The following is a 24223-nucleotide window of genomic DNA, read 5'->3' on the forward strand; positions in this document are numbered from 1 at the left end:
CATGGCGAACAAATTTACTCAACACACCGGGATTGTGGCGCCATTGGATGCGGCCAACGTCGATACTGATGCCATCATTCCGAAGCAGTTCTTGCAGAAAGTGACGCGCACCGGTTTTGGCGCGCACCTGTTCCACGACTGGCGTTTTGATGACGATGCAGGTACCCAACCCACCGCCAGCTTCGTGCTGAACAAGCCAGAATTCAAAGGCACCAGCATTTTGCTGGCGCGTGAGAATTTCGGTTGCGGATCGTCGCGTGAGCATGCGCCCTGGGCGCTGACCGACTTCGGTTTCCATGTGGTGATTGCGCCAAGTTTCGCCGACATCTTCTATGGCAACAGTTTCAACAACCAGCTGCTGCCGGTGAAGCTGAGCGATGAAGAAGTGGATGAGATGTTCAAACTGGTCGCCGCACAGCCGGGCATCACTTTTACGGTAGATCTGGAAGCGCAAACGGTAACCGCAGGCGATAAAACCTACAGCTTCGAAATCGACAGCTTCCGCCGTCACTGCATGATCAACGGCCTTGATAGCATTGGCCTGACGCTGCAGCACGAAGCGTCGATCTCCAGCTACGAAACCAATCAGCCCGCGTTCTTACGCTAAGGTAATAAGGGCGACTGATGTCGCCCTTCTCTTTTCTAACTCTCCACCACATCTCGCACGCGCGACGCTAATGCCAGCGCCAGCACCGCTAACCCCAACGCCAGCCAGTAAACCGACTCGTGACCAAAGCGCTCGCTCATGGTGCCCTGGATGATGCCCGCAATAATCATGCCGGTGGAAATCGACGTGGTAAACAAGGTGGTTGCCGCACCCGCACGCCCCGGCATTAAATCCTGGAACCACAGCATGCCAATCCCGGCGATGATGCCGATAAATGCCGCGTTGAATAGCTGCAGCACCATTAGCGCAGTGCGCGTCTGGAACATCACCAAACCGAGATAAAATACAATCGCTGCCACCAGTGCCAGCAACATCAGCATCCGTTTGCCGATACGACGCGCGTAATGCCCGGCCACCAGCATGATCGGAATTTCCAGCCCGGCGGCGGTGCCCATCAGTAACCCTGCTAGCTTCTCCGGCAGGCCAAGCGTGGTACTGATATACAGCGGCATATCAATGATATACATGGTGTTGCATGTCCACATAGTCACCGAAGCGATAAACAGCAGCCGCACCTGACTCTCTTTCCACGGGCTCAGCTGCGTTAACACTTCTTCGGGTGAAGCCACCACGCGTGGCACCGACGGCAAGGTGCGCCAGATCAGTAGCATGCTCAGCAGAAAAATCCCCGCCGCGACGCAAAACAGCGTCACAAAGCCGTAATTAAGTGCCAGTGCAAACGACAAGGGCGGGCCGATCACCCACGCCAGCGACAGCTGCGCGCGCATCACCGAGCTGAACATCACCACTTCACGCGCTGACTGATCGGCATATTCACGCGCGAGCGCAAACACCTGCGGAATGGAAACGCTGGCAAGTGCAGATAAGAACACGCCCAGCGTGACAAGGGTTAAATAGTGGCGATTGAAGGCAAATAGCAGCGCATTAAGCGTCGCCATCAGACAGCAGAATAGAATCAGGTTGCGACGATCGCCCCGATTATCAGAGCGCTTGGCCATGAGCAGGCTGATGGCAATCCCCGCTATCGCATTGATGGTAAAAAACAAGCCAACCCAAAACGGGCTCACCTGCACTTCACGCGTCAGAAACAGACTTAACGTCGGTGCCTGCAGCGCACCGGCGACGCCGGTCATAAATGACACCGCCATAAACGAGAGATAGACCGGATTGATGCGACGTTGACGCGTTAACAGCGATTTCATGCCGAAATCCCTTTGCGGAAAAAAACAGGTAGAGAAATGAGGGTAGAAGATTCTACAGCAAAACGAAAAAAGCCAGCAGATAAAGCGCTGCTGGCGGTGAAAATGCACCCTACTCAGAAAGAGGTTCCACGTCGGCGGAACCGCTGGCAGAGCGCCATTCATTGCTGAATGCCTCCCGCTCTTCCATTGCCGGGCAGTATGCCTCTAATATGAGGCAGGAAAAACTGAGCGATTCTGAGAAGGAGTTCCCCTTTTATGTCCTCTTCACGTCTGCAACAGCAATTTATCCGCTTATGGCAAAGCTGTCAGGGGCAGGATCAGGAAACTACGTTAAGCGATCTGGCCGATCTGCTGCATTGCTCACGCCGCCATATGCGTAATCTGCTTAACGCCATGCAGCATGAAGGCTGGCTGATTTGGCAGGCGGAAGCGGGGCGTGGCAAGCGTTCGACGCTGAGTTTCTGTTACACCGGTTTAGCGCTGCAGCAGCAGCGTGCCGAGGATCTGCTGGAGCAGGATCGCATTGAGCAGCTGGTGCAGTTGGTCGGCGACAAAAATCAGGTGCGCCAGATGATCGCGGCACATTTAGGCCGCAGCTTCCGCCAGGGCAAGCATATCCTGCGTGTGCTCTATTATCGCCCGTTGCCCAATCTGTTGCCCGGTTCACCGCTACGCCGCTCAGAAACTCACCTGGCACGGCAAATCTTCAATGGCCTGATGCGCATAAATGAGGAAAAGGGGGAAATCGAACCCGATATCGCGCACCATTGGCAGCAAACCTCACCCCTGCACTGGCGCTTTTTCCTGCGCCCGGCGATTCGCTTTCATCATGGCCGCGAACTGGAAATGGAGGATATCATTACCTCGCTGGAGCGCGTGCGCAGCCAGCCGCTGTTTTCCCATATCGAAAAGCTGCATTCGCCCGCCCCCTGGACGCTGGATATCTATTTGAGCCAGCCGGATGACTGGTTGCCCTGGCTGCTGGCGAGCGTTAGCGCAATGATTCTGCCGCGCGAATGGCCCACGCTACGTCATTTTGCCCGTCAGCCGATTGGTACCGGGCCGTACAGCGTGGTGCGTAACCAGCAAACGCAGCTAAAAATCGCCGCCTTCGATGATTACTTTGGCTATCGTGCCTTGATTGATGATGTGTCGATTTGGGTACTACCCGAGATCAGCGATGAGCTAGTGTACGCTGGGGTAAAACTGCAGGGCGAAACCGCTGATGAGAAATCAGAAGAGAGTCGTCTGGAAGAAGGCTGTTATTTCCTCCTTTTCGATCAGCGTTCTGAGCGGGGACAAAATGCCCATTTTCGCCGCTGGGTGAGCTATCTGTTCAATCCTATCGCCCTGCTTAACCATGCGGGTGTAGGTTATCAGCGCTACTGGTTTCCGGCGTATGGCCTGTTGCCGCGCTGGCATCATCGCCGCGACCTCACGCCTGCCGACAAGCCGGAAGGACTCACACAATTAACCCTCAGCTGGTACAGCCATCACGTTGAGCATGAGGGTATCGCTAACGCGCTGCGTCCGCTGCTGGCGCTGCAAGGCGTCGAGTTGATTACGCGTGAGGTGAGTTATGAAGCGTGGTTTGAGGGCGCGGGCGAGAGTGATATCTGGCTCGGCAGCGTCAACTTTACCCTGCCGCTCGAGTATGCGCTGTTTGCTCAGCTGTATGAACTGCCGCTGATGCATCACTGCATTCCGATTGACTGGCAAGCCGACGCAGCGCGCTGGCGTCAGAAAGATTTAGCGCTGGCAGAATGGAGCAAGCAGTTAATTGATAGCGATTATTTGCACCCGCTGTTCCACCACTGGCTGCTGCTGGAAGGTCAACGCAGCATGCGCGGCGTGCGGCTGAATACCCTCGGCTGGTTTGACTTCAAATCCGCCTGGTTTGCACCGCCGGAGTTGTGAAAAGGTCGCCAGCGCCGTTTTGTAGGGTGCGCATTCATGCGCACCGGGAAGCGTGGCACCAGACTTCCAACCGGTGATCCTTTCGCGCTGTCATTTAAATGTCTAGAATGTGCCGTTCTCAACGGGGTGCCTTAATTTGGCTGAGATAGACCCGTCGAACCTGATCCGGCTAATACCGGCGTAGGGATTTGAGATGCCTCACTCCTCAGATCCTTTGCGACTCAACCTTATCTTCTCCTCAAGGAGCGCAAAGTGTTAAACAAAGTTCTGCCTGTGATGCTGTTGGTTGCTGCACCGGCTTTGGCTGCCAAACCGGTTCTGACCGTTTACACCTACGATTCATTCTCTGCCGATTGGGGCCCCGGTCCGGCGGTAAAAAAAGCCTTTGAAGCGCAGTGCGGTTGCGAGCTGAATTACGTGGCGCTGGAAGATGGCGTATCGCTGCTTAATCGCGTGCGTATGGAAGGCAAAAACAGCAAAGCCGATGTGGTGCTGGGCCTCGATAACAATCTGGTGCAGGCGGCAGAGAAAACCGGCCTGTTTGCCAAAAGCAGCGTCGATACCCAGGCTTTGCAGCTGCCGGATGGTTGGCACAACGAGACTTTCATCCCATTCGATTATGGCTACTTCGCCTTCGTCTACGATAAAAACAAGCTGAAGAACCCGCCCAAAAGCCTGAAAGAACTGGTCGAGAGCCCGGAGAAATGGCGCGTGATTTATGAAGATCCGCGCACCAGCACGCCTGGCCTTGGTCTGCTGCTGTGGATGCAGAAGGTCTATGGCGATAACGCGCCAGATGCCTGGCAGAAGCTGGCGCAAAAAACCGTCACCGTCACCAAAGGCTGGAGCGAAGCTTACGGTCTGTTCCTGAAAGGCGAAGGCGATCTGGTGTTGAGCTACACCACCTCTCCGGCCTACCACATCATCGAAGAGAAGAAAGAGAACTACGCCGCGGCCGAATTTAGCGAAGGCCACTATTTGCAGGTGGAGGTTGCCGCGCAGCTCGCCAGCAGCAAGCAGCCAAAGCTGGCGCAGCAGTTCATGCAGTTTATGGTTTCTCCAGCCTTCCAGCAGACCATTCCCAGCGGTAACTGGATGTACCCGGTGATCAAAAGCGATTTGCCAGCGGGTTATCACGCGTTGCAGGTGCCAAATAAAGCCCTGCAATTCACGCCAGCGGAAGTAGCCGATCATCGCGCCGCGTGGATTAGCGCCTGGCAACGCGCAGTTAGCCGCTAATGCCCGGTTGGTTAATTCCAGGCAGCATCACCGCGCTGTTGCTGTGCGCGGTGGCGCTGTTGGCCTTTGGTGCGCTGGTGATGGTCGCACCGGCTACTGACTGGCGCGCGTTGCTTGATGACAGCTATCTGCATCATGTGCTGGCGTTTTCCTTTGAACAGGCGCTACTTTCGGCGCTGCTGTCGGTACTGCCTGCTATCCTGCTGGCACGCGCGCTCTATCGCCGCCGTTTTCCTGGCCGCACGCTGCTGCTGCGCCTATGCGCCATGACACTAGTGCTGCCGGTGCTGGTGGCGGTATTCGGCCTGCTGAGCGTGTATGGCCGCAGCGGCTGGCTGGCGCAATGGTGCGCGGCCATCGGCTTTGACTACCACTTTTCGCCGTACGGCCTGCAGGGCATTTTGCTGGCGCACGTCTTCTTTAATTTGCCGCTGGCAACGCGTCTGCTGCTGCAGGCGCTGGAGAACATTCCCGGCGAGCAGCGGCAATTGGCCGCGCAGCTCGGCCTGCGCGGCTGGAATCTGTTTCGTCTGCTGGAGTGGCCGTGGCTGCGCCGCCAGATTCTGCCGACTGCCGCGCTAATCTTTATGCTGTGCTTTGCCAGCTTTGCCACCGTGCTGGCGCTGGGCGGCGGGCCGCAGGCTACCACGCTGGAACTGGCGATCTATCAGGCGCTGAATTTTGATTACGATCCGGCGCGCGCGGCGCTGCTGGCGCTGTTACAGCTCGGCTGCTGTTTACTGCTGGTACTGCTTAGCCAGCGCTTTAGCAAAGCCATTCCTACCGGCAGCCAGAACATTCGCGGCTGGCGCGATCCGCAGGACTCATGGCCTGCGCGCGTTGGCGACACACTGCTCATCATGTCAGCATTACTCCTGTTGCTACCACCACTGGCTGCGGTCGTGGTGGATGGCCTGCGCGGTGGCGTGGCCGGTGCGCTGCAACAATCCGCGCTATGGCAAGCCACATTGACTTCACTGCGCATCGCTCTCGGTGCCGGCGTGCTGTGCGTGGTGCTGACCATGATGCTACTGTGGAGCAGCCGCGAACTGCGTCAGCGCCAGCGCATGTTTTCCGCTCAGGCCATGGAACTCAGCGGCATGCTGATTCTGGCGATGCCGGGCATTGTGCTGGCGAGCGGTTTTTTCCTGCTGTTTAATGCCACCGTTGGCCTGCCGCAGCGCGCCGATGGTTTGGTGATTTTCACTAACGCGCTGATCGCCATTCCCTACGCGATGAAAGTGCTGGAGAACCCGATGCGCGATATCAGCGCCCGTTACGGCCAGCTCTGCTCTTCACTTGGCATCTCAGGTTTTAACCGCCTGCGGCTGATTGAGCTGCGCGCGCTGAAACGTCCAATTGCGCAGGCGCTGGCATTTGCCTGCGTGCTGTCGATCGGCGATTTCGGCGTGGTCGCGCTGTTTGGCAGCGCCGATTTCCGCACGCTGCCCTTCTACCTGTTCCAGCAGATCGGTGCCTATCGTGGCGCGGACGGTGCCGTCACCGCACTGCTGCTACTACTACTCTGCTTGCTCCTCTTTACGCTGATGGAAAAATTACCGGGCCGCCATGCTGACACTGAATAACCTCATTTACCTTTATCAGCATCTGCCGATGCGCTTCACTTTCGCGGCACAGGCCGGTGAACGCCTGGCGATCCTTGGCCCGAGCGGCGCAGGGAAAAGCACCTTGCTGAGTTTGCTTGGCGGCTTTTTAGCGGTAAACCAGGGTTCGCTGGTGATGAACGGCGTTGATCATACTCAGAGCGTGCCATCGGCGCGGCCTGTTTCGATGCTATTCCAGGAGAACAACCTCTTTCCGCACCTGACGGTGCAGCAAAACATGGCGCTGGGTTTACATCCTGGCTTGAAACTCACGCGCGCGCAGCAGCAGCAAGTCATTGACATTGCCGAACAAACCGGCTTGCAGGAGATGCTGACGCGCTTGCCGGGCCAACTTTCGGGTGGCCAGCGCCAGCGCGTGGCGCTGGCGCGTTGCCTGCTACGCAATCAGCCTATTTTGCTACTGGATGAGCCGTTTTCGGCGCTCGATCCGGCGCTGCGCGGCGAAATGTTACAGCTGGTGCGTTCGGTGTGCGAAACGCGCAATATCACGCTGCTCATGGTGTCGCACAGCCTGGAAGATGCCCAGCAGATTGCGCCGCGCAGTTTGGTGATTGTCGATGGGCGCATCTACTGGGATGGCAGCACGGAGAGTTTGATGCGAGGCGAAAGTGAGGCAGCCGCCATCCTTGGCGTGCAAGCGCGTTAAGCGAAGAAGACTTTCCACAGCAGCTGGCGGAAGATCGGCATCATCGGATGGAACTGGATCGCGATAAACGCGCCCACTCCAATCGCCGCCGCTAAAGGTGCCAGCCAGCGCAGACGTGCAGTCGGCAGATACTTCGTTGCCCAATCGACGGTTTTCCCGCTGCGCCACCAGCGCCACAGTAGCCAGCCACCGATCCATACCAGCAGCGCCACCAGCAACAGCAGCCATTTAAAGCTGCCGCCCTGCGCGGCCTGCGGTACATCAATCGCCACGCCCGCTAAAATGCCCGGCATCAAGTAGGCGGGCGGCCAAAGAATGCAGCCGATGATATTAGGCGGCAGAAACTTGCGCACCGGCAACTCCAGCATGCCAGCTGCCAGCGGAATCAGCGGGCGCGTCGGCCCCACAAAGCGCCCCACCAAAATTGTGAACATGCTGTGTTCATGCAGCGCATGCTCAGTTTTATCCAGCAATCCCTTGTACTTTTTCAGATATTTCCAGCGATGCAGCGGCCCCTGGAACTTCCAGCCGATGCCGTAAGAGACCCAGTCGCCGATTAAACAACCCACGAATCCGGCCGCCCACGCGGGGTAAAGACCAATTTGTCCACTGCCAACCAGTGCCCCAAGGCTGGCCATTAATACCGTGCCCGGCAACAGCAATCCCACGAAGGCCAGCGACTCAAGAAAGGTCACCAGCGCTACGGCGATCAGCGCGTACTCCAGCGATTGCGAAAACAGGTGTTGAATCCAGGCTTCCATAAATATCCTCTGCGGAATATAGAGGCTGGATTGTCCAGAGCGCGTGCGCCAGCGTCAAGGCAAGAATTGTAGAACGATGTTGACAAAGTGGTGACAATTTCACCCGCCGAGACACTGTATAAACATCCATGTTATACTGAATGCAATTCATTCTCTGGAGTTAACGTGACCGAACCGCGCGCAGGTTTTCTGCTTACCCGACATTGGCGAGATACGCCGACCGGCAGCGAAGTGGTGCTATGGCTGGCAACCGACAGCGGCCCGCAGCGGCTGGTACTGCCTGCCCAGGAATCGGTGGCGTTTATTCCTGAGGAGTTTCGCGCGCAAACTGAGGCGCTACTGCACGACGAGCGCCATACGCGCCTGCAAACATTGGAGCTGAAGGATTTCCGCCGCCGCCCGGTGTTTGGCCTCTATTGCCGCAGCAACCGCCAACTGCAGAATCTGGAAAAACGCCTGCGCGAGAACGGCACCCCCGTTTACGAAGCGGATATTCGTCCGCCTGAACGCTATTTGATGGAGCGCTTTATTACCGCGCCGGTATGGTTTAGCGGTGAAACGCGCGGCGACAGCGTGGTCAACGCGCGCCTGAAGCCGCACCCGGATTATCGTCCGCAGCTAAAATGGGTGTCGCTGGATATCGAAACCACCCAGCACGGCGAGCTTTATTGTATTGGCCTGGAAGGCTGCGGCCAGCGTCAGGTCTACATGCTCGGCCCCGCTAACGGTGACGCCAGCACCCTCGATTTTGAACTCATCTATGTTGAAAGCCGCCCGCAGCTGCTGGAGCAGCTCAACGCGTGGTTTGAGCAACATGAACCAGACGTGATTATCGGCTGGAACGTGGTGCAGTTTGACCTGCGCGTATTACAAAAACATGCCGATCGCTACGGCATTCCGCTGCGTTTAGGTCGTCAGAAACAGGCTTTAGAGTGGCGTGAGCACGGTTTTAAACCCGGTGTATTCTTCGCGCAGGCCACCGGCCGCTTAATTATTGACGGCATCGACGCGCTTAAATCTGCCTTCTGGGATTTCCCCTCTTTCAGCCTTGAAGCGGTCTCGCGCCAGCTACTGGGCGAAGGTAAAGCCATCGATAATCCGTGGCAGCGCATGGAAGAGATCAACTGGCGCTTTGCTAACGATAAGCCGGCGTTAGCGAAGTACAATCTTAAGGATTGCGAGCTGGTAACGCGCATATTTCAGCACACCGCCATCATGCCGTTTCTGCTGGAACGCGCCACGGTAAACGGTCTGGCGGTCGATCGCCACGGCGGTTCGGTGGCGGCATTTGGTCATCTCTATATTCCTCGCATGCACCGCGCCGGTTTCGTCGCGCCTAACCTTGGCGAAGTAGCACCGGAAGCCAGCCCCGGCGGCTACGTCATGGATTCCCGTCCCGGCTTGTACGACTCGGTGCTGGTGCTGGACTATAAAAGCCTTTATCCCTCGATTATTCGCACCTTCCTGATCGATCCGGTTGGGCTGGTCGAGGGCCTGGCGCACCCGGATGATGCCGATTCCGTGCCCGGCTTTCGCAACGCGCGCTTTTCCCGCGAAATCCACAGCTTACCGGCGATTGTTGAGCAGATTTGGCAAGGGCGCGAAGCGGCCAAGCGCGACGGCAATAAACCGCTGTCACAGGCGCTGAAAATCATCATGAACGCCTTTTATGGCGTGCTCGGTACCAGCGCCTGTCGCTTTTTCGATCCGCGCCTGGCGTCATCCATTACGCTGCGCGGCCACGCCATCATGCAGCAAACGCGTGAGCTGATTGAAGCGGAAGGCTTTGATGTGATTTATGGCGATACCGATTCTACCTTTGTCTGGCTGAAAGGCGCGCACAGCGAAGAGGATGCTGCGGCAATTGGTCGCCGTCTGGCTGTACACGTCAACGGCTGGTGGCAACAGCATCTGCACGCGACTTATGGACTGGCGAGCGCGCTGGAGCTTGAGTACGAAACCCATTTCAGCCGTTTCCTGATGCCAACGATTCGCGGCGCTGAACAAGGCAGCAAAAAGCGCTACGCCGGCATGATGCGAAGCGACGGCGGCGAACGGCTGGTGTTTAAAGGTCTTGAATCGGTGCGTACCGACTGGACGCCGCTGGCGCAGCAGTTCCAGCAAAATCTTTATGGCCGCATTTTCCGCGGCGAGCCGTGGCAGGATTATATCCGCGAAACCGTGGCGCAACTGCTGGCCGGGGAGCTCGATGAGCAGCTGATTTACAAAAAGCGGCTGCGTCGTGCGTTAAAAGATTACGAGCGGAATGTGCCGCCCCACGTGCGCGCCGCGCGCCTCGCCGATGAGCAAAATCGTAAGCTGCAACGGCCGTTGCAGTACCAAAACGGCGGCTCGATACGCTATGTGATGGCGACGGCAGGACCGGAACCGCTTGAAGCGCGTAACACGCCTCTCGACTACGATCATTACGTCACCAAACAGCTACAACCGGTGGCTGACGGCATTTTACCGTTCGTGGGTGATGACTTTGCTACACTGATTACTGGGCAGCTGGGGCTTTTTTGACAGGTGACGAATGCCTTGCCATCCAGTACCATAGCGCCCTTCCTGATTCTCACCGCACACACAATCTGACCAAACACCCGTTTGGCGGTTGCGTATTGCCTGAGTGCAGGTGAACTTCTTTATGGCATGTAAGAGAGTCGAGCAAAAAATATATGGTTTTTACACTGGGTCAGCGCTGGATTAGTGATACGGAAAGTGAACTGGGACTGGGCACGGTTGTTGCGATCGATACGCGCATGATCACCATGCTGTTTCCGGCAACCGGCGAAAATCGCCTCTATGCCCGAAATGATTCTCCGGTAACTCGCGTAATTTTCAATCCGGGTGACACCATCACCAGCCATGAAGGCTGGCAGATGTGCGTCGATGAAGTCCGCAACGAAAACGAATTAATGACTTACATCGGCACGCGTCTTGATACCGAAGAAACGGGTGTGGTGATGCGCGAAGTGATGCTGGACAGCAAACTGGTGTTCAGCAAGCCACAGGATCGCCTGTTCGCCGGTCAGCTCGACCGCATGGATCGTTTTGCGCTGCGTTTCCGCGCCCGCAAATATCACAGTGAGCAATACCGCTTGCCGATCAGCGGCCTGCGCGGCATGCGCACCAACCTGATCCCGCATCAGCTGCACATTGCGCACGATGTTGGCCGTCGTCACGCACCGCGCGTGCTGCTGGCGGATGAAGTCGGCCTGGGTAAAACCATCGAAGCCGGCATGATCATCCAGCAACAGCTGCTGGCGGGCCGTGCCGAGCGCGTGCTGATCGTGGTGCCAGAAACGCTGCAACATCAGTGGCTGGTCGAAATGCTGCGTCGCTTCAACCTGCGCTTTGCGCTGTTTGATGATGATCGCTATACCGAAGCGCAGCACGACAGCGATAACGCCTTTGAAACCGAGCAGCTGATTATCTGTTCGCTCGATTTTGTACGCCGCAACAAGCAGCGTCTTGAACTGCTGGCGGATGCCGATTGGGATCTGCTGGTGGTCGATGAAGCGCACCACCTGGCGTGGAGCGAAGACGCACCGAGCCGTGAATATCAGGTTATTGAGCAGCTGGCTGAGAAAACCGCTGGCGTGCTGCTGCTGACCGCAACGCCGGAACAGCTGGGCTTAGAGAGCCACTTTGCCCGTCTGCGCCTGCTCGACCCGAATCGCTTCCACGATTTTGGCCAGTTCGTTGAAGAACAGCAGCATTACCGCCCGGTGGCGGATGCCGTCAGCTCGCTACTGGCCGATCACGCCATCAGCAAAGATGAAATGAATCTGATCAACGATTTGATCGGTGAGCAGGATATCGAGCCGCTGCTGCAGGTGGCTAACAGCGATCGCGACGGCAAAGAAGAAGCGCGTAAAGAGCTGGTTTCAATGCTGATGGATCGCCACGGCACCAGCCGCGTGCTGTTTCGCAACACGCGTAACGGTGTAAAAGGCTTCCCGAAACGCGAGCTGCATCAGATTCGCCTGCCGCTGCCGGCGCAGTATCAAACCGCCATTAAAGTCTCCGGCATTATGGGCACGCGTAAAAGCGCAGAAGAACGCGCGCGTGACATGCTGTATCCCGAGCAGATTTATCAGGAATTTGAAGGCGATAGCGGAACCTGGTGGAACTTTGATCCGCGCGTAGAGTGGCTGATGGGCTATCTCACCAGCAACCGCAAAGAGAAAGTGCTGGTGATCTGCGCTAAAGCGGCCACCGCGCTGCAGCTGGAGCAGGTGCTGCGTGAGCGCGAAGGCATCCGCGCCGCCGTCTTCCACGAAGGATTATCGATCATCGAGCGTGACCGCGCGGCAGCCTTCTTCGCCTCAGAAGAGGATGGTGCGCAGGTGCTGCTGTGCTCAGAAATCGGTTCTGAAGGCCGTAACTTCCAGTTCGCTAGCCGCCTGGTGATGTTCGATCTGCCGTTTAACCCGGATCTGCTCGAGCAGCGTATCGGTCGTCTCGATCGTATCGGCCAAATGCATGACATCCAGATTCTGGTGCCGTGGCTGGAAAAAACCGCGCAGGCGGTGCTGCTGCGCTGGTATCACGAAGGTCTGGACGCGTTTGAGCATACCTGCCCAACCGGCCGCGCCATTTACGATAAAGAGTACTCTCAGCTGATTGAATACCTCGCCGCGCCGGAGAATCCGCAGGGGCTGGATGCGTTCATCACGGAAAGCCGTAAGCAGCATGATGCGCTGAAATCTCAGCTGGAACAGGGGCGCGATCGCTTGCTGGAACTGAACTCCAACGGCGGTGAAGCGGCGCAAGCGCTGGCGAACGCGATCGGCGAGCAGGACAACGATACCGATCTGGTCAGCTTCGCGCTGAATTTGTTCGATATCGTCGGCATCAATCAGGAAGATCGCAGCGATAGCCTGATCGTGCTGACGCCTTCCGATCATATGCTGGTTCCCGATTTCCCTGGCCTGCCGGAAGACGGTTGCACTGTGACCTTTAACCGCAATCAGGCGCTGTCGCGCGAAGATACCCAGTTCATCACCTGGGAGCATCCGCTGATCCTCAATGGTCTTGACCTGATTCTTTCGGGCGATACCGGCAGCTGCGCGCTATCGCTGCTGAAAAACAAGGCGCTGCCGGTAGGCACGCTGTTGGTCGAGATGATCTATGTGGTGGAAGCGCAGGCACCGAAAAACCTGCAGCTCACCCGCTTCCTGCCGCCAACGCCAGTGCGTTTGTTGATGGACCGTGCCGGTAATAACCTGGCTGGCAAGGTCGAGTTCGAAAGCTTCAACCGTCAGCTGAATGCAGTGAATCGTCATACCGGCAGCAAGCTGGTGAATGCGGTGCAGCAAGACGTGCATGAGATTCTGACCCAAGCGGAAAAAGTGATCGTGCCGGAAGCGCAGGCGATTATTGCTGCGGCGAAAGTCGAAGCCGAAGAGAAGCTGGGAGCCGAACTGTCACGCCTTGAAGCGCTGCGCGCCGTTAACCCCAACATCCGTGATGATGAGGTTGAAGCGCTGGAAAGCAATCGCGAGCAGGTATTGGAAAGCCTCGGCGACGCCGGCTGGCGTCTTGATGCGCTGCGCCTGATCGTCGTGACGCACCAATAATGTTCAGGACCACGACATCATGCTGATGGAAGCGTACAACCCGCCGCTCGAACCCTGGCTGCATATTCTGTATCAGGACGAGCACATTATGGTGGTGAATAAACCGAGCGGGTTGCTGTCGGTGCCGGGCCGCCTGGAGGAGCACAAGGATAGCGTGATGACGCGCATCCAGCGTGATTTCCCGCAGGCGGAATCGGTGCATCGTCTTGATATGGCGACCAGCGGCGTGATTGTCGTGGCCCTGAATAAAGCCGCTGAGCGTGAACTCAAGCGCCAGTTCCGTGAGCGTGAGCCCTCTAAGTATTATGTGGCGCGCGTTTGGGGCCATCCGGCCGCCGAGAAAGGCTTAATCGATCTACCGCTGATTTGCGACTGGCCAAATCGACCGAAGCAGATGGTGTGTTTCGAGAACGGCAAAGCAGCGCAGACCGAATATCAGGTGCTGGAGTATGAAACCACCAACAGTGCGCGCGTACAGCTGAAGCCCATTACCGGGCGTTCCCACCAGCTACGTGTGCATTTGCTGGCGCTGGGGCATCCGATTCTTGGCGACCGCTTTTATGCGCATGAGGAAGCGTTGGCGATGGCACCACGTTTGCAACTGCATGCCGAGTCGCTGTCGATTACCCATCCAGCGTTTGGTAACAGTATGACGTTTAGACAGCCGGCAGATTTTTAGTTTCGTCCCTCACCCTAGCCCTCTCCCGCAAGCGGGCGAGGGAACCGTTTTGTGCGATGTTAAAGTGAGTCACTCAACCTCAAAATTTGCTCGATCAGCCCCCTCTACCGCTTGCGGGAGAGGGCCGGGGTGAGGGAAAAACAACCTTACTTAAACCCCTTCTCCTTACGAATCAAATCGTAAGCCGCCTGAATTTCCTGCGCTTTCTGTTTCGCCATCTCCATCATTTCCGGCGGCAAGCCTTTCGCCACCAGCTTGTCGGGATGATGCTCGCTCATCAGCTTGCGGTACGCGCGCTTGATGGTGGTGCCATCATCGCTGCTTTTCACGCCCAGCACGCTGCAGGCATCTTCTAACGTAGGCCCACGTTGCGACTGTTGATAGGCCCCGCCGGAGTAAGAACCGCCGCCACCAAACTGCTGGCCGCCTTCCATCATACGCAGGAACTGATCAAACTGTGCTCGTGAAATGCCCAACTCTTCGGCGATGACATACAGCACCTGCCGCTCGTTGGGATGCAGTGAACCATCGGCGAACGCCGCCTGAATCTGGATTTCCAGAAACATCCGAATCAGATCGAAACGACCAAAGCAGGCGCTGCGCAGCTCGCGTAGTTTACTACGCAATGGATAGTCGCTCTGTTTGCCTTCACGAAAAGCCCGCTGTGCGGCGGTACGTGCATCACCGTGCAGCTGCATACGATCCATAAATAAGGAAGCAATCTGGATATCTGCTTCGGTCACGCGCCCTTTTGACTTGGTCAAATGGCCCATCACCTGGAAAGTGGTACTGAAAAACAGCGTCTGACGCGCCTGGTTATTGGCAAAATAACCCTGTCCCTTCACGCTGCGTACTTTGTCAAACATGTGACCAATGATCAGACCCAGTACAATGCCCCAAAAGCCTGCACCGGAAAATATCCCGATAGCCAGACCGATTACTTTTCCCCAGTAGCGCATAAACTCCTCAATTCGCCATGCTTGCGGCTGAAAATTGCATTATCATACCTGTCATTTATCTCAGCGCCTAACGGCAACGCGGACAGACAAGGATTAACACTGGCGCAACGCCGGGCAGTAAGTTAGTCTCTGACCGGATTGTCGGCATGATGCCAGTTTTCATGGAATTATCGAAACCGCGTATGAAAAAACGTATACCTACCCTGCTGGCTACCATGATTGGTGCAGCGCTTTATAGCCAGTCATCACTTGCCGACGATCTGATGTCGCAGTGCATGCTGGGCGTGCCGAGCTACAACCGCCCGCTGGTTAATGGCGATACCAATTCGCTGCCGGTCACCATCAATTCTGATTCAGCCAAAGGCAATTATCCGAATGACGCGGTGTTCACTGGCAACGTCGATGTGCAACAGGGCAATAGCCGCCTGCGTTCCGACGAGGTGCAACTGCATCAACGTCCGCAGGATGGCCAAACCACGCCGGTTCGCACCGTGGATGCGCTGGGTAATGTGCACTATGACGACAATCAGGTCATCCTGAAAGGTCCGAAAGCCTGGTCAAATCTGAACACCAAAGACACCAATGTGTGGAACGGTGATTATCAGATGGTTGGCCGCCAGGGCCGCGGCGATGCCGATCAGATGAAACTGCGCGGTAATAATCGCTATACCATTCTGGAAAACGGCAGCTTTACCTCCTGCTTGCCGGGTTCCAATAGCTGGAGCGTGGTCGGTTCCGAAGTGATTCAGGACCGCGAAGAAGAAGTCGCGGAGATCTGGAACGCCCGCTTTAAGCTCGGCAATGTGCCGGTGTTTTACAGCCCCTATTTGCAGTTGCCGATTGGCGATCGTCGTCGTTCTGGCTTCCTGATCCCGAATGCGAAGTACGGTAGCAATAACGGCTTCGAATTCATGCTGCCGTATTACTGGAATATCGCGCCACAGGCCGATGCCACCATTACGCCGCATTATATGGAAAAACGCGGTCTGCAATTGCAGAACGAATTCCGCTATCTGACGGTGTTTGGTGCGGGTCTGATGGAGCTGGATTATCTCCAGTCAGATAAGCAGTACGATAACGACAAAGCCGTGCGCGGAATCGCCCAGAATGACAGTTCCGATCGCTGGTTATTCTTCTGGCGTCATGCAGGCGTTTACGATCAGCACTGGCGTTTCAATGCTGACTACACCAAAGTGAGCGATCCGTATTACTTCAACGATCTCGACTCGAAGTACTACAGCTCCACCGACGGTTACGCCACGCAGAAGTTCAGTTTTGGCTATGCGGACACCAACTGGGATGCCACCCTGTCGAGTAAAGACTTCCAGGTCTTTGGTAACACCAGCAACAGCAATGTCTATCGCGCTCAGCCTCAGCTCGATCTGAATTTCTATCAGAACGATATGGGACCGTTTGATGGCCACGTCTATGCGCAAGCGGTGAAATTTACCAACGTAAACAGCCGCATGCCTGAAGCGACGCGTTTGCACCTCGAACCAACGCTGGATCTGCCACTGTCAAACGGCTGGGCAAGCCTGGATACCGAAGCGAAATTCCTGGCAACCCATTACCAACAAGAAAATATCAACGCCTATAACAACGGTGAAATTGCGAACGTCGGCGGTTCAAGCGGTCGTTTGGATGATTCGGTTAACCGTACTCTGCCGCAGTTCAAAATCGATGGTCGCTTAGTGTTTGACCGCGATATGGATTGGGAACCTGGCTATACGCAGACGCTGGAACCGCGTGTGCAGTACCTTTACGTTCCTTATCGTAACCAGAGCAATATCTACCCTTACGACTCAACCCTACTGCAAACTGATTACACCGGTTTGTTCCGCGATCGTACCTACAGCGGCCTGGATCGCATCGCTTCCGCTAACGAAGTGGCTTCTGGTGTTACCACGCGTATTTATGATAACGATCTGGTTGAACGTTTTAACGTTTCTGTGGGTCAAATCTACTCGTTTACCCCGTCTCGTACCGGCGTAAACCAGACGAACAAAGAAGATGACACCGGCAGCCTGGTCTGGGCCGGCGACACTTACTGGAAAATCAGCGATCGCTGGGGCGCGCGTGGTGGACTGCAATATGACACGCGCCTCGATAACGTGGCACAGGGCAACGCCGTGGTTGAGTATCGTCAGGATGCCGATCGCATGGTACAGCTGAGCTACCGCTACAGCAGCCCGGAATACGTAGCGCAGGCGCTGAATAACTCAAACCTGGTGACGGATCCGATTTACAAAAACGGGATTTCGCAGGTGGGTGCCACCGCCAGCTGGCCAATTGCCGATGCCTGGTCACTGGTTGGCGGTTATTACTACGATACCCGCAACAGTCGTCCGGCTGAGCAGCTGGTCGGCCTGCAGTACAGCTCGTGCTGCTACGCCATCCGTCTGGGTTACGAACGCAAGATCAACGGTTGGGAAAACAACGACAGTAAGTATGACAACCAAATCTCATTCAACATTGAGCTGCGTGGTCTGAGTTCCAACTATGGCTTAGGCACCAATGAAATGCTGCGTCAGGGCATCATCCCTTACCAGCGCGCTTTCTGATGTTGTGATGTTTGACAGGCTATCCCGCAGTGCGGAAACAACAATGGATAAAGTATGAAGAACTGGAGAATGCTGATTCTTGGTGTGGCGATTACCGCCAACACTGCGTTCGCAGCCCCACAAGTGGTTGATAAAGTTGCCGCTGTCGTGAATAACGGCGTGGTACTGGAAAGTGACGTTGATGACATGATGCGCACCGTGAAATCACAGGCGCAGCAGGCAAAACAGCAACTCCCTGATGACAAAACATTGCGTCATCAAATCCTGGAACGCCAGGTCATGGATGCCATCATTCTGCAGATGGGTGAAAGAGCGGGCGTTCAGATTACCGATCAGCAACTGGATGAGGCTATTCAGAACATCGCCGCGCAGAACCGCATGAGTCTCGATCAGCTGCGCAGCCGTCTGGCGTACGATGGCATGGACTATAACGTGTACCGTGCGCAGATTCGCAAAGAGATGACGATCGCTGAAGTGCGTAATAACGAAGTGCGTCGCCGCGTCACTATCCTGCCGCAGGAAGTCGACACGCTGGCCGCTCAGGTTGGCGCACAGAACACGCAGGGTACCGAACTGAATATCAGCCAGATTCTGTTGCCGCTGCCAGAAAATCCAACGCAACAGCAGGTTGACGATCAGGAAACGCTGGCTCGCCAGCTGGTCGGTCAACTGAAAGGCGGCGCCGACTTTGGCAAACTGGCAGTGACCTACTCTGCCGATCCGCAGGCGCTGAAAGGCGGCAACATGGGTTGGGGCAAGATTGAAGAGCTGCCAACGCTGTTCTCGCAGGCGCTGAGCACGGCGAAGAAAGGCGATATCGTCGGTCCAATTCGTTCAGGCGTGGGCTTCCACATCCTGAAAGTGAACGACCTGCGTGGCGAAAGCAAAAACATCTCCGTGACCGAAGTCCACGCGCGCCACATTCTGCTGAAGCCGTCACCGATCCTGACTGATGCGCAGGCACAAGCCAAGATCGAACAGATCGCAGCTGATATTAAAAGTGGCAAAACCACCTTCGCTGCTGCGGCTAAACAGTTCTCTGACGATCCGGGCTCAGCAAACCAGGGCGGCGATCTCGGTTGGGCATCGCCGGAAATTTACGATCCGGCGTTCCGTGATGCATTGCTGAAACTGCAGAAAGGCCAGGTTAGCCAACCGGTTCACTCCTCATTTGGCTGGCACTTGATTCAGCTGCTGGATACGCGTCAGGTTGATAAGACCGACGCAGCGCAAAAAGAGCGCGCGTATCGCATGCTGTTCAACCGTAAATTTGCGGAAGAAGCGCAAACCTGGATGCAGGAACAACGCGCCGGTGCTTACGTGAAGATCCTGGATAACAATGGTCAGTAATTATCGTGTAGCGATCACCCCCGGCGAACCTGCCGGGATTGGTCCCGACCTCACCGTTCAACTGGCGCAGCAAAACTGGCCAGTTGAGTTGGTAGTCTGCGGCGACGGCGAGCTTCTGCGCCGTCGCGCTGCTTTACTGGGTTTACCGCTGACGCTACGCGATTATCAGCCTGGCGTCGCAGCACAACCGCAGCAGGCGGGCACCCTAACGCTGCTGCAAGTAGATATTGCTCAGCCGGTCACGGCTGGCGAACTCTGTGTCGCGAACAGTCACTATGTGCTGGCAACGCTGGCACGCGCCTGTGACGGCTGCCTCAACGGTGAGTTCGCCGCGTTGATTACCGGCCCCGTGCATAAAGGCGTTATCAATGATGCCGGCATTCCGTTTACCGGCCATACCGAGTTCTTTGCCGATCGCGCTGGTGGCGATTTGGTGGTGATGATGCTGGCAACGGAAGAGCTGCGCGTTGCGCTGGCCACCACCCATCTGCCGCTGAAAGATGTTTCCGCTGCGATTACCCGCGAAAGTCTGCATGAAGTGATCGCCATTTTGCATCGCGATCTGCAGCAAAAGTTTGGTTTGCCGAATCCCCATATCTTCGTCTGTGGCCTTAATCCGCATGCAGGCGAAAGCGGCCATATGGGCCGCGAAGAGATTGATACCATTATTCCGGCACTCAACGAGCTGCGTCAGCAAGGCATCCAACTCACCGGACCACTGCCCGCGGACACGTTGTTCCAGCCGAAATATCTGCAACATGCCGACGCAGTGCTGGCGATGTATCACGACCAGGGCTTACCGGTGCTAAAATTTCAGGGGTTTGGTCGTGCGGTGAATATCACCCTTGGCCTGCCCTTTATCCGGACTTCTGTCGATCACGGCACCGCGCTTGAATTAGCCGGCCTTGGCCAGGCAGATCCGGGCAGCTTTATCACGGCGCTTAATCTCGCCATCACTATGATCAAGAGCAGTAATGAATAATCGCGTCCATCAGGGGCATTATGCCCGTAAACGTTTCGGGCAAAACTTCCTGAACGATCAGTACATTATCGACAGCATTGTCTCCGCCATTCACCCACAAAAAGGTGAAGCGGTGGTGGAAATTGGCCCCGGCCTTGGTGCGTTAACCGAGCCGGTAGGCGAGCGTCTGGATGAGCTGACCGTTGTCGAACTGGACCGCGACCTTGCCGCGCGTCTGCAAACGCATCCGTTCCTCGGTCCAAAGCTGACCATTTTCCAGCAGGATGCCATGACCTTTGATTTCTCCGCGCTGGCGCAGGAGAAAGGTCAGCCGCTACGCGTGTTCGGCAACCTGCCGTACAACATCTCGACGCCGCTGATGTTCCACCTTTTCAGCTATACTGGTTCGATTAAAGACATGCACTTTATGTTGCAGAAAGAAGTGGTGAATCGCTTAGTCGCCGGACCGGGCAGCAAAGCTTATGGGCGTTTAAGTGTGATGGCGCAGTATTACTGCCAGGTCATTCCTGTGCTTGAAGTGCCGCCAGAGTCATTCACGCCGGCACCGAAAGTGGATTCGGCCGTGGTGCGTTTAGTGCCTTATATGCAGCCGCAGTATCCGGTCAGCGATATTCGTCTGCTGAGCCGCATTACCACTGAAGCCTTTGGTAAACGCCGTAAAACGCTGCGCAACAGCCTCGCTCATATGTTTGCGGCTGGTGCGCTGGATCAATTGGACATCGATGCCTCGCTGCGTGCAGAAAACGTTTCTGTGGCGCAATATTGCCAACTGGCAAACTGGTTGAGCAATCATCAGGCAGAAACTCCGGAGAATTGAGTGCATGAGTGAATTGGCCCGCGTCTGTGTCCATGTACATAGTCAGTATGTGGAGTCGCAATCCTTGCCCGACGAGGATCGCTACGTGTTTGCCTACACCATCACCATCCGCAATTTAGGGCGCAGCAGCGTACAGCTGCGCAGCCGCTATTGGCTCATCACTAATGGCAACGGTCGCGAGACTGAAGTGCAAGGTGAAGGCGTGGTCGGCGAACAGCCGCACATTGCTGCCGGCGGCGAATATCAGTATACCAGCGGCGCAGTTCTGGAAACGCCGATGGGCACCATGCAGGGCCACTATGTGATGATCGATGACGCGGGAGAAGAGTTCCACGTCGAGATCCCGGTGTTCCGACTTGCGGTGCAAACCCACATTCATTAATCCTCCCCCGCCCGGCCAGTCCGGGCGGCGCGTTTTCATCGGACTGACAATGAGTACATACCTGATTGGCGATATTCATGGCTGTTATGACGAGCTTCGTGCGCTATTGGCGCAGGTAGATTTCGATCCGCAGCACGACACTCTATGGCTTACCGGCGATCTGGTGGCGCGCGGCCCCGGCTCGCTTGAGGTGCTGCGCTACGTGAAATCGCTGGGAGATTGCGTACGCTTAGTGCTGGGCAATCACGATCTGCATCTGCTCGCTGTGTATGCGGGAATCAGCCGTAATAAGCCGAAGGATCGCCTGACGCCGCTGCTGGAAGCCGATGATGCCGATGAACTGATCAACTGGTTACGCCGTCAGCCGCTGTTGCAGGTGGATGAAGAGAAGAAACTGTTGATGGCTCATGCCGGCATTACGCCGCAGTGGGATCTGGACACGGCGCAAATGTGCGCGCGCGAAGTAGAAGCAGTGCTTTCCAGCGACAGCTATCCGCTGTTTCTCGACGCCATGTACGGCGACATGCCTAATAACTGGACGCCGGAGCTTAGCGGGCTGGCACGCCTGCGGTTTAGCACCAATGCGCTGACGCGCATGCGCTTCTGCTTCCCAAATGGCCAGCTGGATATGATTTGTAAGGAATCCCCTGAATCTGCACCACCGCCGCTGAAGCCGTGGTTTATGGTGCCGAGCAAGATCGACAGTCACTACACGCAGATTTTTGGTCATTGGGCGTCACTGGAGGGGAAAGGCACGCCGGAGCACGTAATTGGTCTGGATACCGGTTGCTGCTGGGGCGGAACACTGACGCTGCTGCATTGGGAAAGCAAACACTATTACGTGCAAGCCTCCAATCGCGAGCAGGCGATGGCGGAAAGTGCGGTCAGCGCACACCCACCGTTAAGCGATACGCCATAAATAAAAAAGGTCGCCATGAATGGCGACCCTACGAATAACAAATGTAATCAACGGCGATCCAGAATCTCGAAGCAGTAGCTGTGTGAGTTCTGCTCATCGGCATCGTGGAATTCGCTGAAGGTTGATTGCCACTCATCCGGCTCGTAATCCGGGAACTGCGTATCCCCTTCTACTTCCGCATCGATGTGGGTCAAATACAGACGATCCGCACGCGCCAGCATCTGCTCGTAAACGCGTCCACCGCCAATCACCATCATCTCGTCAACATCACCTGCGGCTTTCACTGCTTCTTCCAGCGACGTTACCCAGGTAACGCCTTCATGGTTGCCTGGCTGGCTGCTGACCACAATGTTCAGACGCCCAGGCAGCGGACGACCGATAGATTCAAAGGTCAGACGGCCCATAATCACCGGCTTATTCAAGGTATTACGCTTAAACCACGCCAGATCAGCAGGCAGGTTCCAGGGCATGGCGTTTTCCATACCGATAATGCGATCCGCAGCCAGCGCCGCGATCAGACTAATCATGTTAAAAGACCTACAGGAAAAAATTGGCGCCATCATACGTAAAGGCGAAACTTTCGTCGATAGGCCGCCCCCGCTATTTGCGTAAAGCTCCGATGCCACCGCACTTTTGTTATTGGACAGAGTTTTGCACCGACTTTTCCAGCAATAGCGGGGAGAGGCGCCAGAAATTGCTGGTGAGACGGCACAACTCAGCGCATCACGGCAGATCGTGGGTAGCGCAGTGTAAAGAAAAGCGCACTCTGTGCGATAAAAGAAAACGGCTCCCGCGGGAGCCGTTAAGACAGGTTAGAAATCGTAGCGCAGACGCACGAGGTTTACGTTACCCAGTGATTTGTCGGTGCTAGATGTGATGACATATTCGTAATCAACACGGAAGCCATAGTCGAGCTGTGCGCTCACGCCAACCCCATTGTCGATACGTTTGTAATCACGTCCGTTGACGAACTCCAGACGGTCACCCATGAAGTAAGGCTGGATGGATTTCACCGCGTACTGACCAATCGGGAATTTGTAACCCGCGAAGTATTCAACGCCCCACGCGTCATCGGCGAAGTAGTTGTTGACGGTATTGCGTTTGGTAGGCGAGAAGTTCTCATACCAACCGGCGCCGGCTGACAGCGTCCAGTTATCCGGCGTCCAGCTCAGTGCGGTACCGTAGATATTCTGGTCGTAGCGCTTGCTGTCGCCGTTGCCTGGATTATGGATATCAGCACGGGTGTAGTTCCACGCGGTGCCCCATGCCAGATCTTTGGTGATGTGGTAGTTAACACCCAACGAGCCACCGCCTTTACGCTTGTAGCGCAGGCCATTTCCCGGCAGGAAATCATCATCTTCAAACAGATATGCCGCGTACACATCCGCATCACCGAAGGTGTTTTTGTACTTCAGCATTTTGCGTGAACGATAAGAACCGTCGTAGTCACCATTGATGCCGTTGCCCGGTGCCTGGGCCAGCATATCGTAGTCCCAGATATCGGTTTTCGCGCCTACTACATCGTAATAAACGCTGTTCTGCTGACCAAAGTAGAGTTCACCCAAAGAGGCGCTTTTGAAGCCGGTATAGAGCTGGCGACGCGTGGTATTGTTAGCACCATCAGCATGATGATTATCCCATCCCCACCATGCAGGGAAGTTAACACCCAGCTCGTAATAACCGACCCAACTCACGTCATCAAACAGGTAGTAGTTAGCGGTAAAACGGAAACGTGAACCACCATCATAACCATTGCGTTTGTATGATTGGTCGTTAACCCCGTTCTGATGCTGGAACTGTGGACGAATACTGCCGCCCACTTTGAAGTCAAGACGGCTAAGCGGATCGCCTGCCTGTGGATCCTGCTTCAGCAGAGTGATTTCCGCCTGGCTAGCAAGTGGCGCCGCTGCGAGTAATGCAGCAATAGCGCTGAGAGTGAAAGCACGCATTTTCATTTTTTATTCCCAGTAA

General features: G+C 55.9%; 19 protein-coding genes and 1 riboswitch. Of the genes, 14 read left to right on the forward strand and 5 right to left on the reverse strand.

What is annotated here, in order from left to right; all coding sequences use genetic code 11:
* Window position 1: 1 nt before the first annotated feature.
* Window positions 2–607, forward strand: a complete 606-nt coding sequence (gene leuD, locus CRO19_RS05520) for a 3-isopropylmalate dehydratase small subunit (RefSeq protein WP_097094951.1) — start codon at window positions 2–4, stop codon at window positions 605–607.
* A 35-nt stretch (window positions 608–642) separates the two neighbouring features.
* Here the strand turns inward: leuD and CRO19_RS05525 are convergent, their stop codons facing one another.
* Window positions 643–1830, reverse strand: coding sequence for an MFS transporter (locus CRO19_RS05525; protein WP_097094952.1), 1188 nt, complete (start codon window positions 1828–1830; stop codon window positions 643–645).
* 255 nt (window positions 1831–2085) lie between these two features.
* On the opposite strand from CRO19_RS05525, the gene sgrR reads away from it, so the two are divergent.
* The 4 genes from sgrR to thiQ all read left to right on the forward strand — a co-directional run bounded on the left by sgrR (window position 2086) and on the right by thiQ (window position 7257).
* On the forward strand, window positions 2086–3747 hold the full coding sequence (gene sgrR / locus CRO19_RS05530) for an HTH-type transcriptional regulator SgrR (protein WP_097094953.1): 1662 nt from the start codon (window positions 2086–2088) through the stop codon (window positions 3745–3747).
* A gap of 112 nt (window positions 3748–3859) precedes the next feature.
* Window positions 3860–3952: riboswitch (TPP riboswitch) on the forward strand.
* 47 nt (window positions 3953–3999) lie between these two features.
* Window positions 4000–4986, forward strand: a complete 987-nt coding sequence (thiB, locus tag CRO19_RS05535) for a thiamine ABC transporter substrate binding subunit (protein ID WP_097094954.1) — start codon at window positions 4000–4002, stop codon at window positions 4984–4986.
* A complete protein-coding gene (gene thiP / locus CRO19_RS05540) occupies window positions 4986–6572 on the forward strand; it encodes a thiamine/thiamine pyrophosphate ABC transporter permease ThiP (protein WP_097094955.1) in 1587 nt (528 codons plus the stop codon). The genes thiB and thiP overlap by 1 nt, the downstream gene beginning before the upstream one ends.
* Window positions 6556–7257, forward strand: a complete 702-nt coding sequence (thiQ, locus tag CRO19_RS05545; RefSeq protein WP_097094956.1) for a thiamine ABC transporter ATP-binding protein ThiQ — start codon at window positions 6556–6558, stop codon at window positions 7255–7257. Before thiP ends, thiQ begins: the two co-directional genes overlap by 17 nt.
* Here thiQ and CRO19_RS05550 read toward each other — a convergent pair.
* Complete coding sequence (locus tag CRO19_RS05550; protein WP_097094957.1) at window positions 7254–8018, reverse strand: DedA family protein; 765 nt, start codon at window positions 8016–8018, stop codon at window positions 7254–7256. The genes thiQ and CRO19_RS05550 overlap by 4 nt on opposite strands.
* A 165-nt stretch (window positions 8019–8183) precedes the next feature.
* Here CRO19_RS05550 and polB point away from each other — a divergent pair, with 165 nt between their 5' ends.
* The 3 genes from polB to rluA all read left to right on the forward strand — a co-directional run bounded on the left by polB (window position 8184) and on the right by rluA (window position 14282).
* Window positions 8184–10544 (forward strand): DNA polymerase II, encoded by a 2361-nt coding sequence (polB, locus tag CRO19_RS05555; RefSeq protein ID WP_097094958.1) that lies wholly within the window; start codon window positions 8184–8186, stop codon window positions 10542–10544.
* Between the two features lie 152 nt (window positions 10545–10696).
* Window positions 10697–13603 (forward strand): RNA polymerase-associated protein RapA, encoded by a 2907-nt coding sequence (gene rapA, locus CRO19_RS05560; RefSeq protein ID WP_097094959.1) that lies wholly within the window; start codon window positions 10697–10699, stop codon window positions 13601–13603.
* Window positions 13604–13622: 19 nt separating this feature from the next.
* Complete coding sequence (gene rluA, locus CRO19_RS05565; protein ID WP_097094960.1) at window positions 13623–14282, forward strand: bifunctional tRNA pseudouridine(32) synthase/23S rRNA pseudouridine(746) synthase RluA; 660 nt, start codon at window positions 13623–13625, stop codon at window positions 14280–14282.
* A gap of 146 nt (window positions 14283–14428) precedes the next feature.
* Here the strand turns inward: rluA and djlA are convergent, their stop codons facing one another.
* Window positions 14429–15241: a co-chaperone DjlA gene (gene djlA / locus CRO19_RS05570; RefSeq protein WP_097094961.1), complete on the reverse strand. Its 813-nt coding sequence runs from the start codon at window positions 15239–15241 to the stop codon at window positions 14429–14431.
* A 182-nt stretch (window positions 15242–15423) separates the two neighbouring features.
* On the opposite strand from djlA, the gene lptD reads away from it, so the two are divergent.
* The 6 genes from lptD to apaH are packed head-to-tail and all read left to right on the forward strand — an operon-like array spanning window position 15424 to window position 22252.
* Window positions 15424–17802, forward strand: coding sequence for an LPS assembly protein LptD (gene lptD / locus CRO19_RS05575; RefSeq protein ID WP_097097597.1), 2379 nt, complete (start codon window positions 15424–15426; stop codon window positions 17800–17802).
* Between the two features lie 54 nt (window positions 17803–17856).
* Entirely contained in the window at window positions 17857–19152 is a 1296-nt protein-coding gene (surA, locus tag CRO19_RS05580) for a peptidylprolyl isomerase SurA (protein WP_097094962.1), read from the forward strand.
* Window positions 19142–20134, forward strand: coding sequence for a 4-hydroxythreonine-4-phosphate dehydrogenase PdxA (gene pdxA / locus CRO19_RS05585; protein WP_097094963.1), 993 nt, complete (start codon window positions 19142–19144; stop codon window positions 20132–20134). Before surA ends, pdxA begins: the two co-directional genes overlap by 11 nt.
* On the forward strand, window positions 20127–20951 hold the full coding sequence (rsmA, locus tag CRO19_RS05590) for a 16S rRNA (adenine(1518)-N(6)/adenine(1519)-N(6))-dimethyltransferase RsmA (protein ID WP_097094964.1): 825 nt from the start codon (window positions 20127–20129) through the stop codon (window positions 20949–20951). The genes pdxA and rsmA overlap by 8 nt, the downstream gene beginning before the upstream one ends.
* 4 nt (window positions 20952–20955) lie before the next feature.
* Window positions 20956–21333 carry a Co2+/Mg2+ efflux facilitator ApaG/CorD gene (gene apaG, locus CRO19_RS05595; protein WP_097094965.1) on the forward strand — a complete coding sequence of 126 codons (378 nt, stop codon included), beginning with the start codon at window positions 20956–20958 and terminating at the stop codon, window positions 21331–21333.
* 49 nt (window positions 21334–21382) lie between these two features.
* Complete coding sequence (gene apaH, locus CRO19_RS05600; RefSeq protein WP_097094966.1) at window positions 21383–22252, forward strand: bis(5'-nucleosyl)-tetraphosphatase (symmetrical) ApaH; 870 nt, start codon at window positions 21383–21385, stop codon at window positions 22250–22252.
* Between the two features lie 47 nt (window positions 22253–22299).
* Here the strand turns inward: apaH and folA are convergent, their stop codons facing one another.
* Window positions 22300–22779 (reverse strand): type 3 dihydrofolate reductase, encoded by a 480-nt coding sequence (folA, locus tag CRO19_RS05605; RefSeq protein ID WP_097094967.1) that lies wholly within the window; start codon window positions 22777–22779, stop codon window positions 22300–22302.
* 285 nt (window positions 22780–23064) lie between these two features.
* Entirely contained in the window at window positions 23065–24207 is a 1143-nt protein-coding gene (locus tag CRO19_RS05610; protein WP_097094968.1) for a porin, read from the reverse strand.
* Between the last annotated feature and the right edge of the window lie 16 nt (window positions 24208–24223).

Origin of the sequence: Candidatus Pantoea floridensis (assembly GCF_900215435.1) — a bacterium.
GTDB lineage: Bacteria > Pseudomonadota > Gammaproteobacteria > Enterobacterales > Enterobacteriaceae > Pantoea > Pantoea floridensis.

Coding starts and splice junctions, on each gene's coding strand:
- leuD (WP_097094951.1), top strand. CDS start 2: ATGGCGAACAAATTTACTCAACACACCGGGATTGTGGCGCCATTGGAT.
- CRO19_RS05525 (WP_097094952.1), bottom strand. CDS start 1,830: ATGAAATCGCTGTTAACGCGTCAACGTCGCATCAATCCGGTCTATCTC.
- sgrR (WP_097094953.1), top strand. CDS start 2,086: ATGTCCTCTTCACGTCTGCAACAGCAATTTATCCGCTTATGGCAAAGC.
- thiP (WP_097094955.1), top strand. CDS start 4,986: ATGCCCGGTTGGTTAATTCCAGGCAGCATCACCGCGCTGTTGCTGTGC.
- thiQ (WP_097094956.1), top strand. CDS start 6,556: ATGCTGACACTGAATAACCTCATTTACCTTTATCAGCATCTGCCGATG.
- CRO19_RS05550 (WP_097094957.1), bottom strand. CDS start 8,018: ATGGAAGCCTGGATTCAACACCTGTTTTCGCAATCGCTGGAGTACGCG.
- rapA (WP_097094959.1), top strand. CDS start 10,697: ATGGTTTTTACACTGGGTCAGCGCTGGATTAGTGATACGGAAAGTGAA.
- rluA (WP_097094960.1), top strand. CDS start 13,623: ATGCTGATGGAAGCGTACAACCCGCCGCTCGAACCCTGGCTGCATATT.
- djlA (WP_097094961.1), bottom strand. CDS start 15,241: ATGCGCTACTGGGGAAAAGTAATCGGTCTGGCTATCGGGATATTTTCC.
- lptD (WP_097097597.1), top strand. CDS start 15,424: ATGAAAAAACGTATACCTACCCTGCTGGCTACCATGATTGGTGCAGCG.
- surA (WP_097094962.1), top strand. CDS start 17,857: ATGAAGAACTGGAGAATGCTGATTCTTGGTGTGGCGATTACCGCCAAC.
- pdxA (WP_097094963.1), top strand. CDS start 19,142: ATGGTCAGTAATTATCGTGTAGCGATCACCCCCGGCGAACCTGCCGGG.
- rsmA (WP_097094964.1), top strand. CDS start 20,127: ATGAATAATCGCGTCCATCAGGGGCATTATGCCCGTAAACGTTTCGGG.
- apaG (WP_097094965.1), top strand. CDS start 20,956: ATGAGTGAATTGGCCCGCGTCTGTGTCCATGTACATAGTCAGTATGTG.
- apaH (WP_097094966.1), top strand. CDS start 21,383: ATGAGTACATACCTGATTGGCGATATTCATGGCTGTTATGACGAGCTT.
- folA (WP_097094967.1), bottom strand. CDS start 22,779: ATGATTAGTCTGATCGCGGCGCTGGCTGCGGATCGCATTATCGGTATG.
- CRO19_RS05610 (WP_097094968.1), bottom strand. CDS start 24,207: ATGAAAATGCGTGCTTTCACTCTCAGCGCTATTGCTGCATTACTCGCA.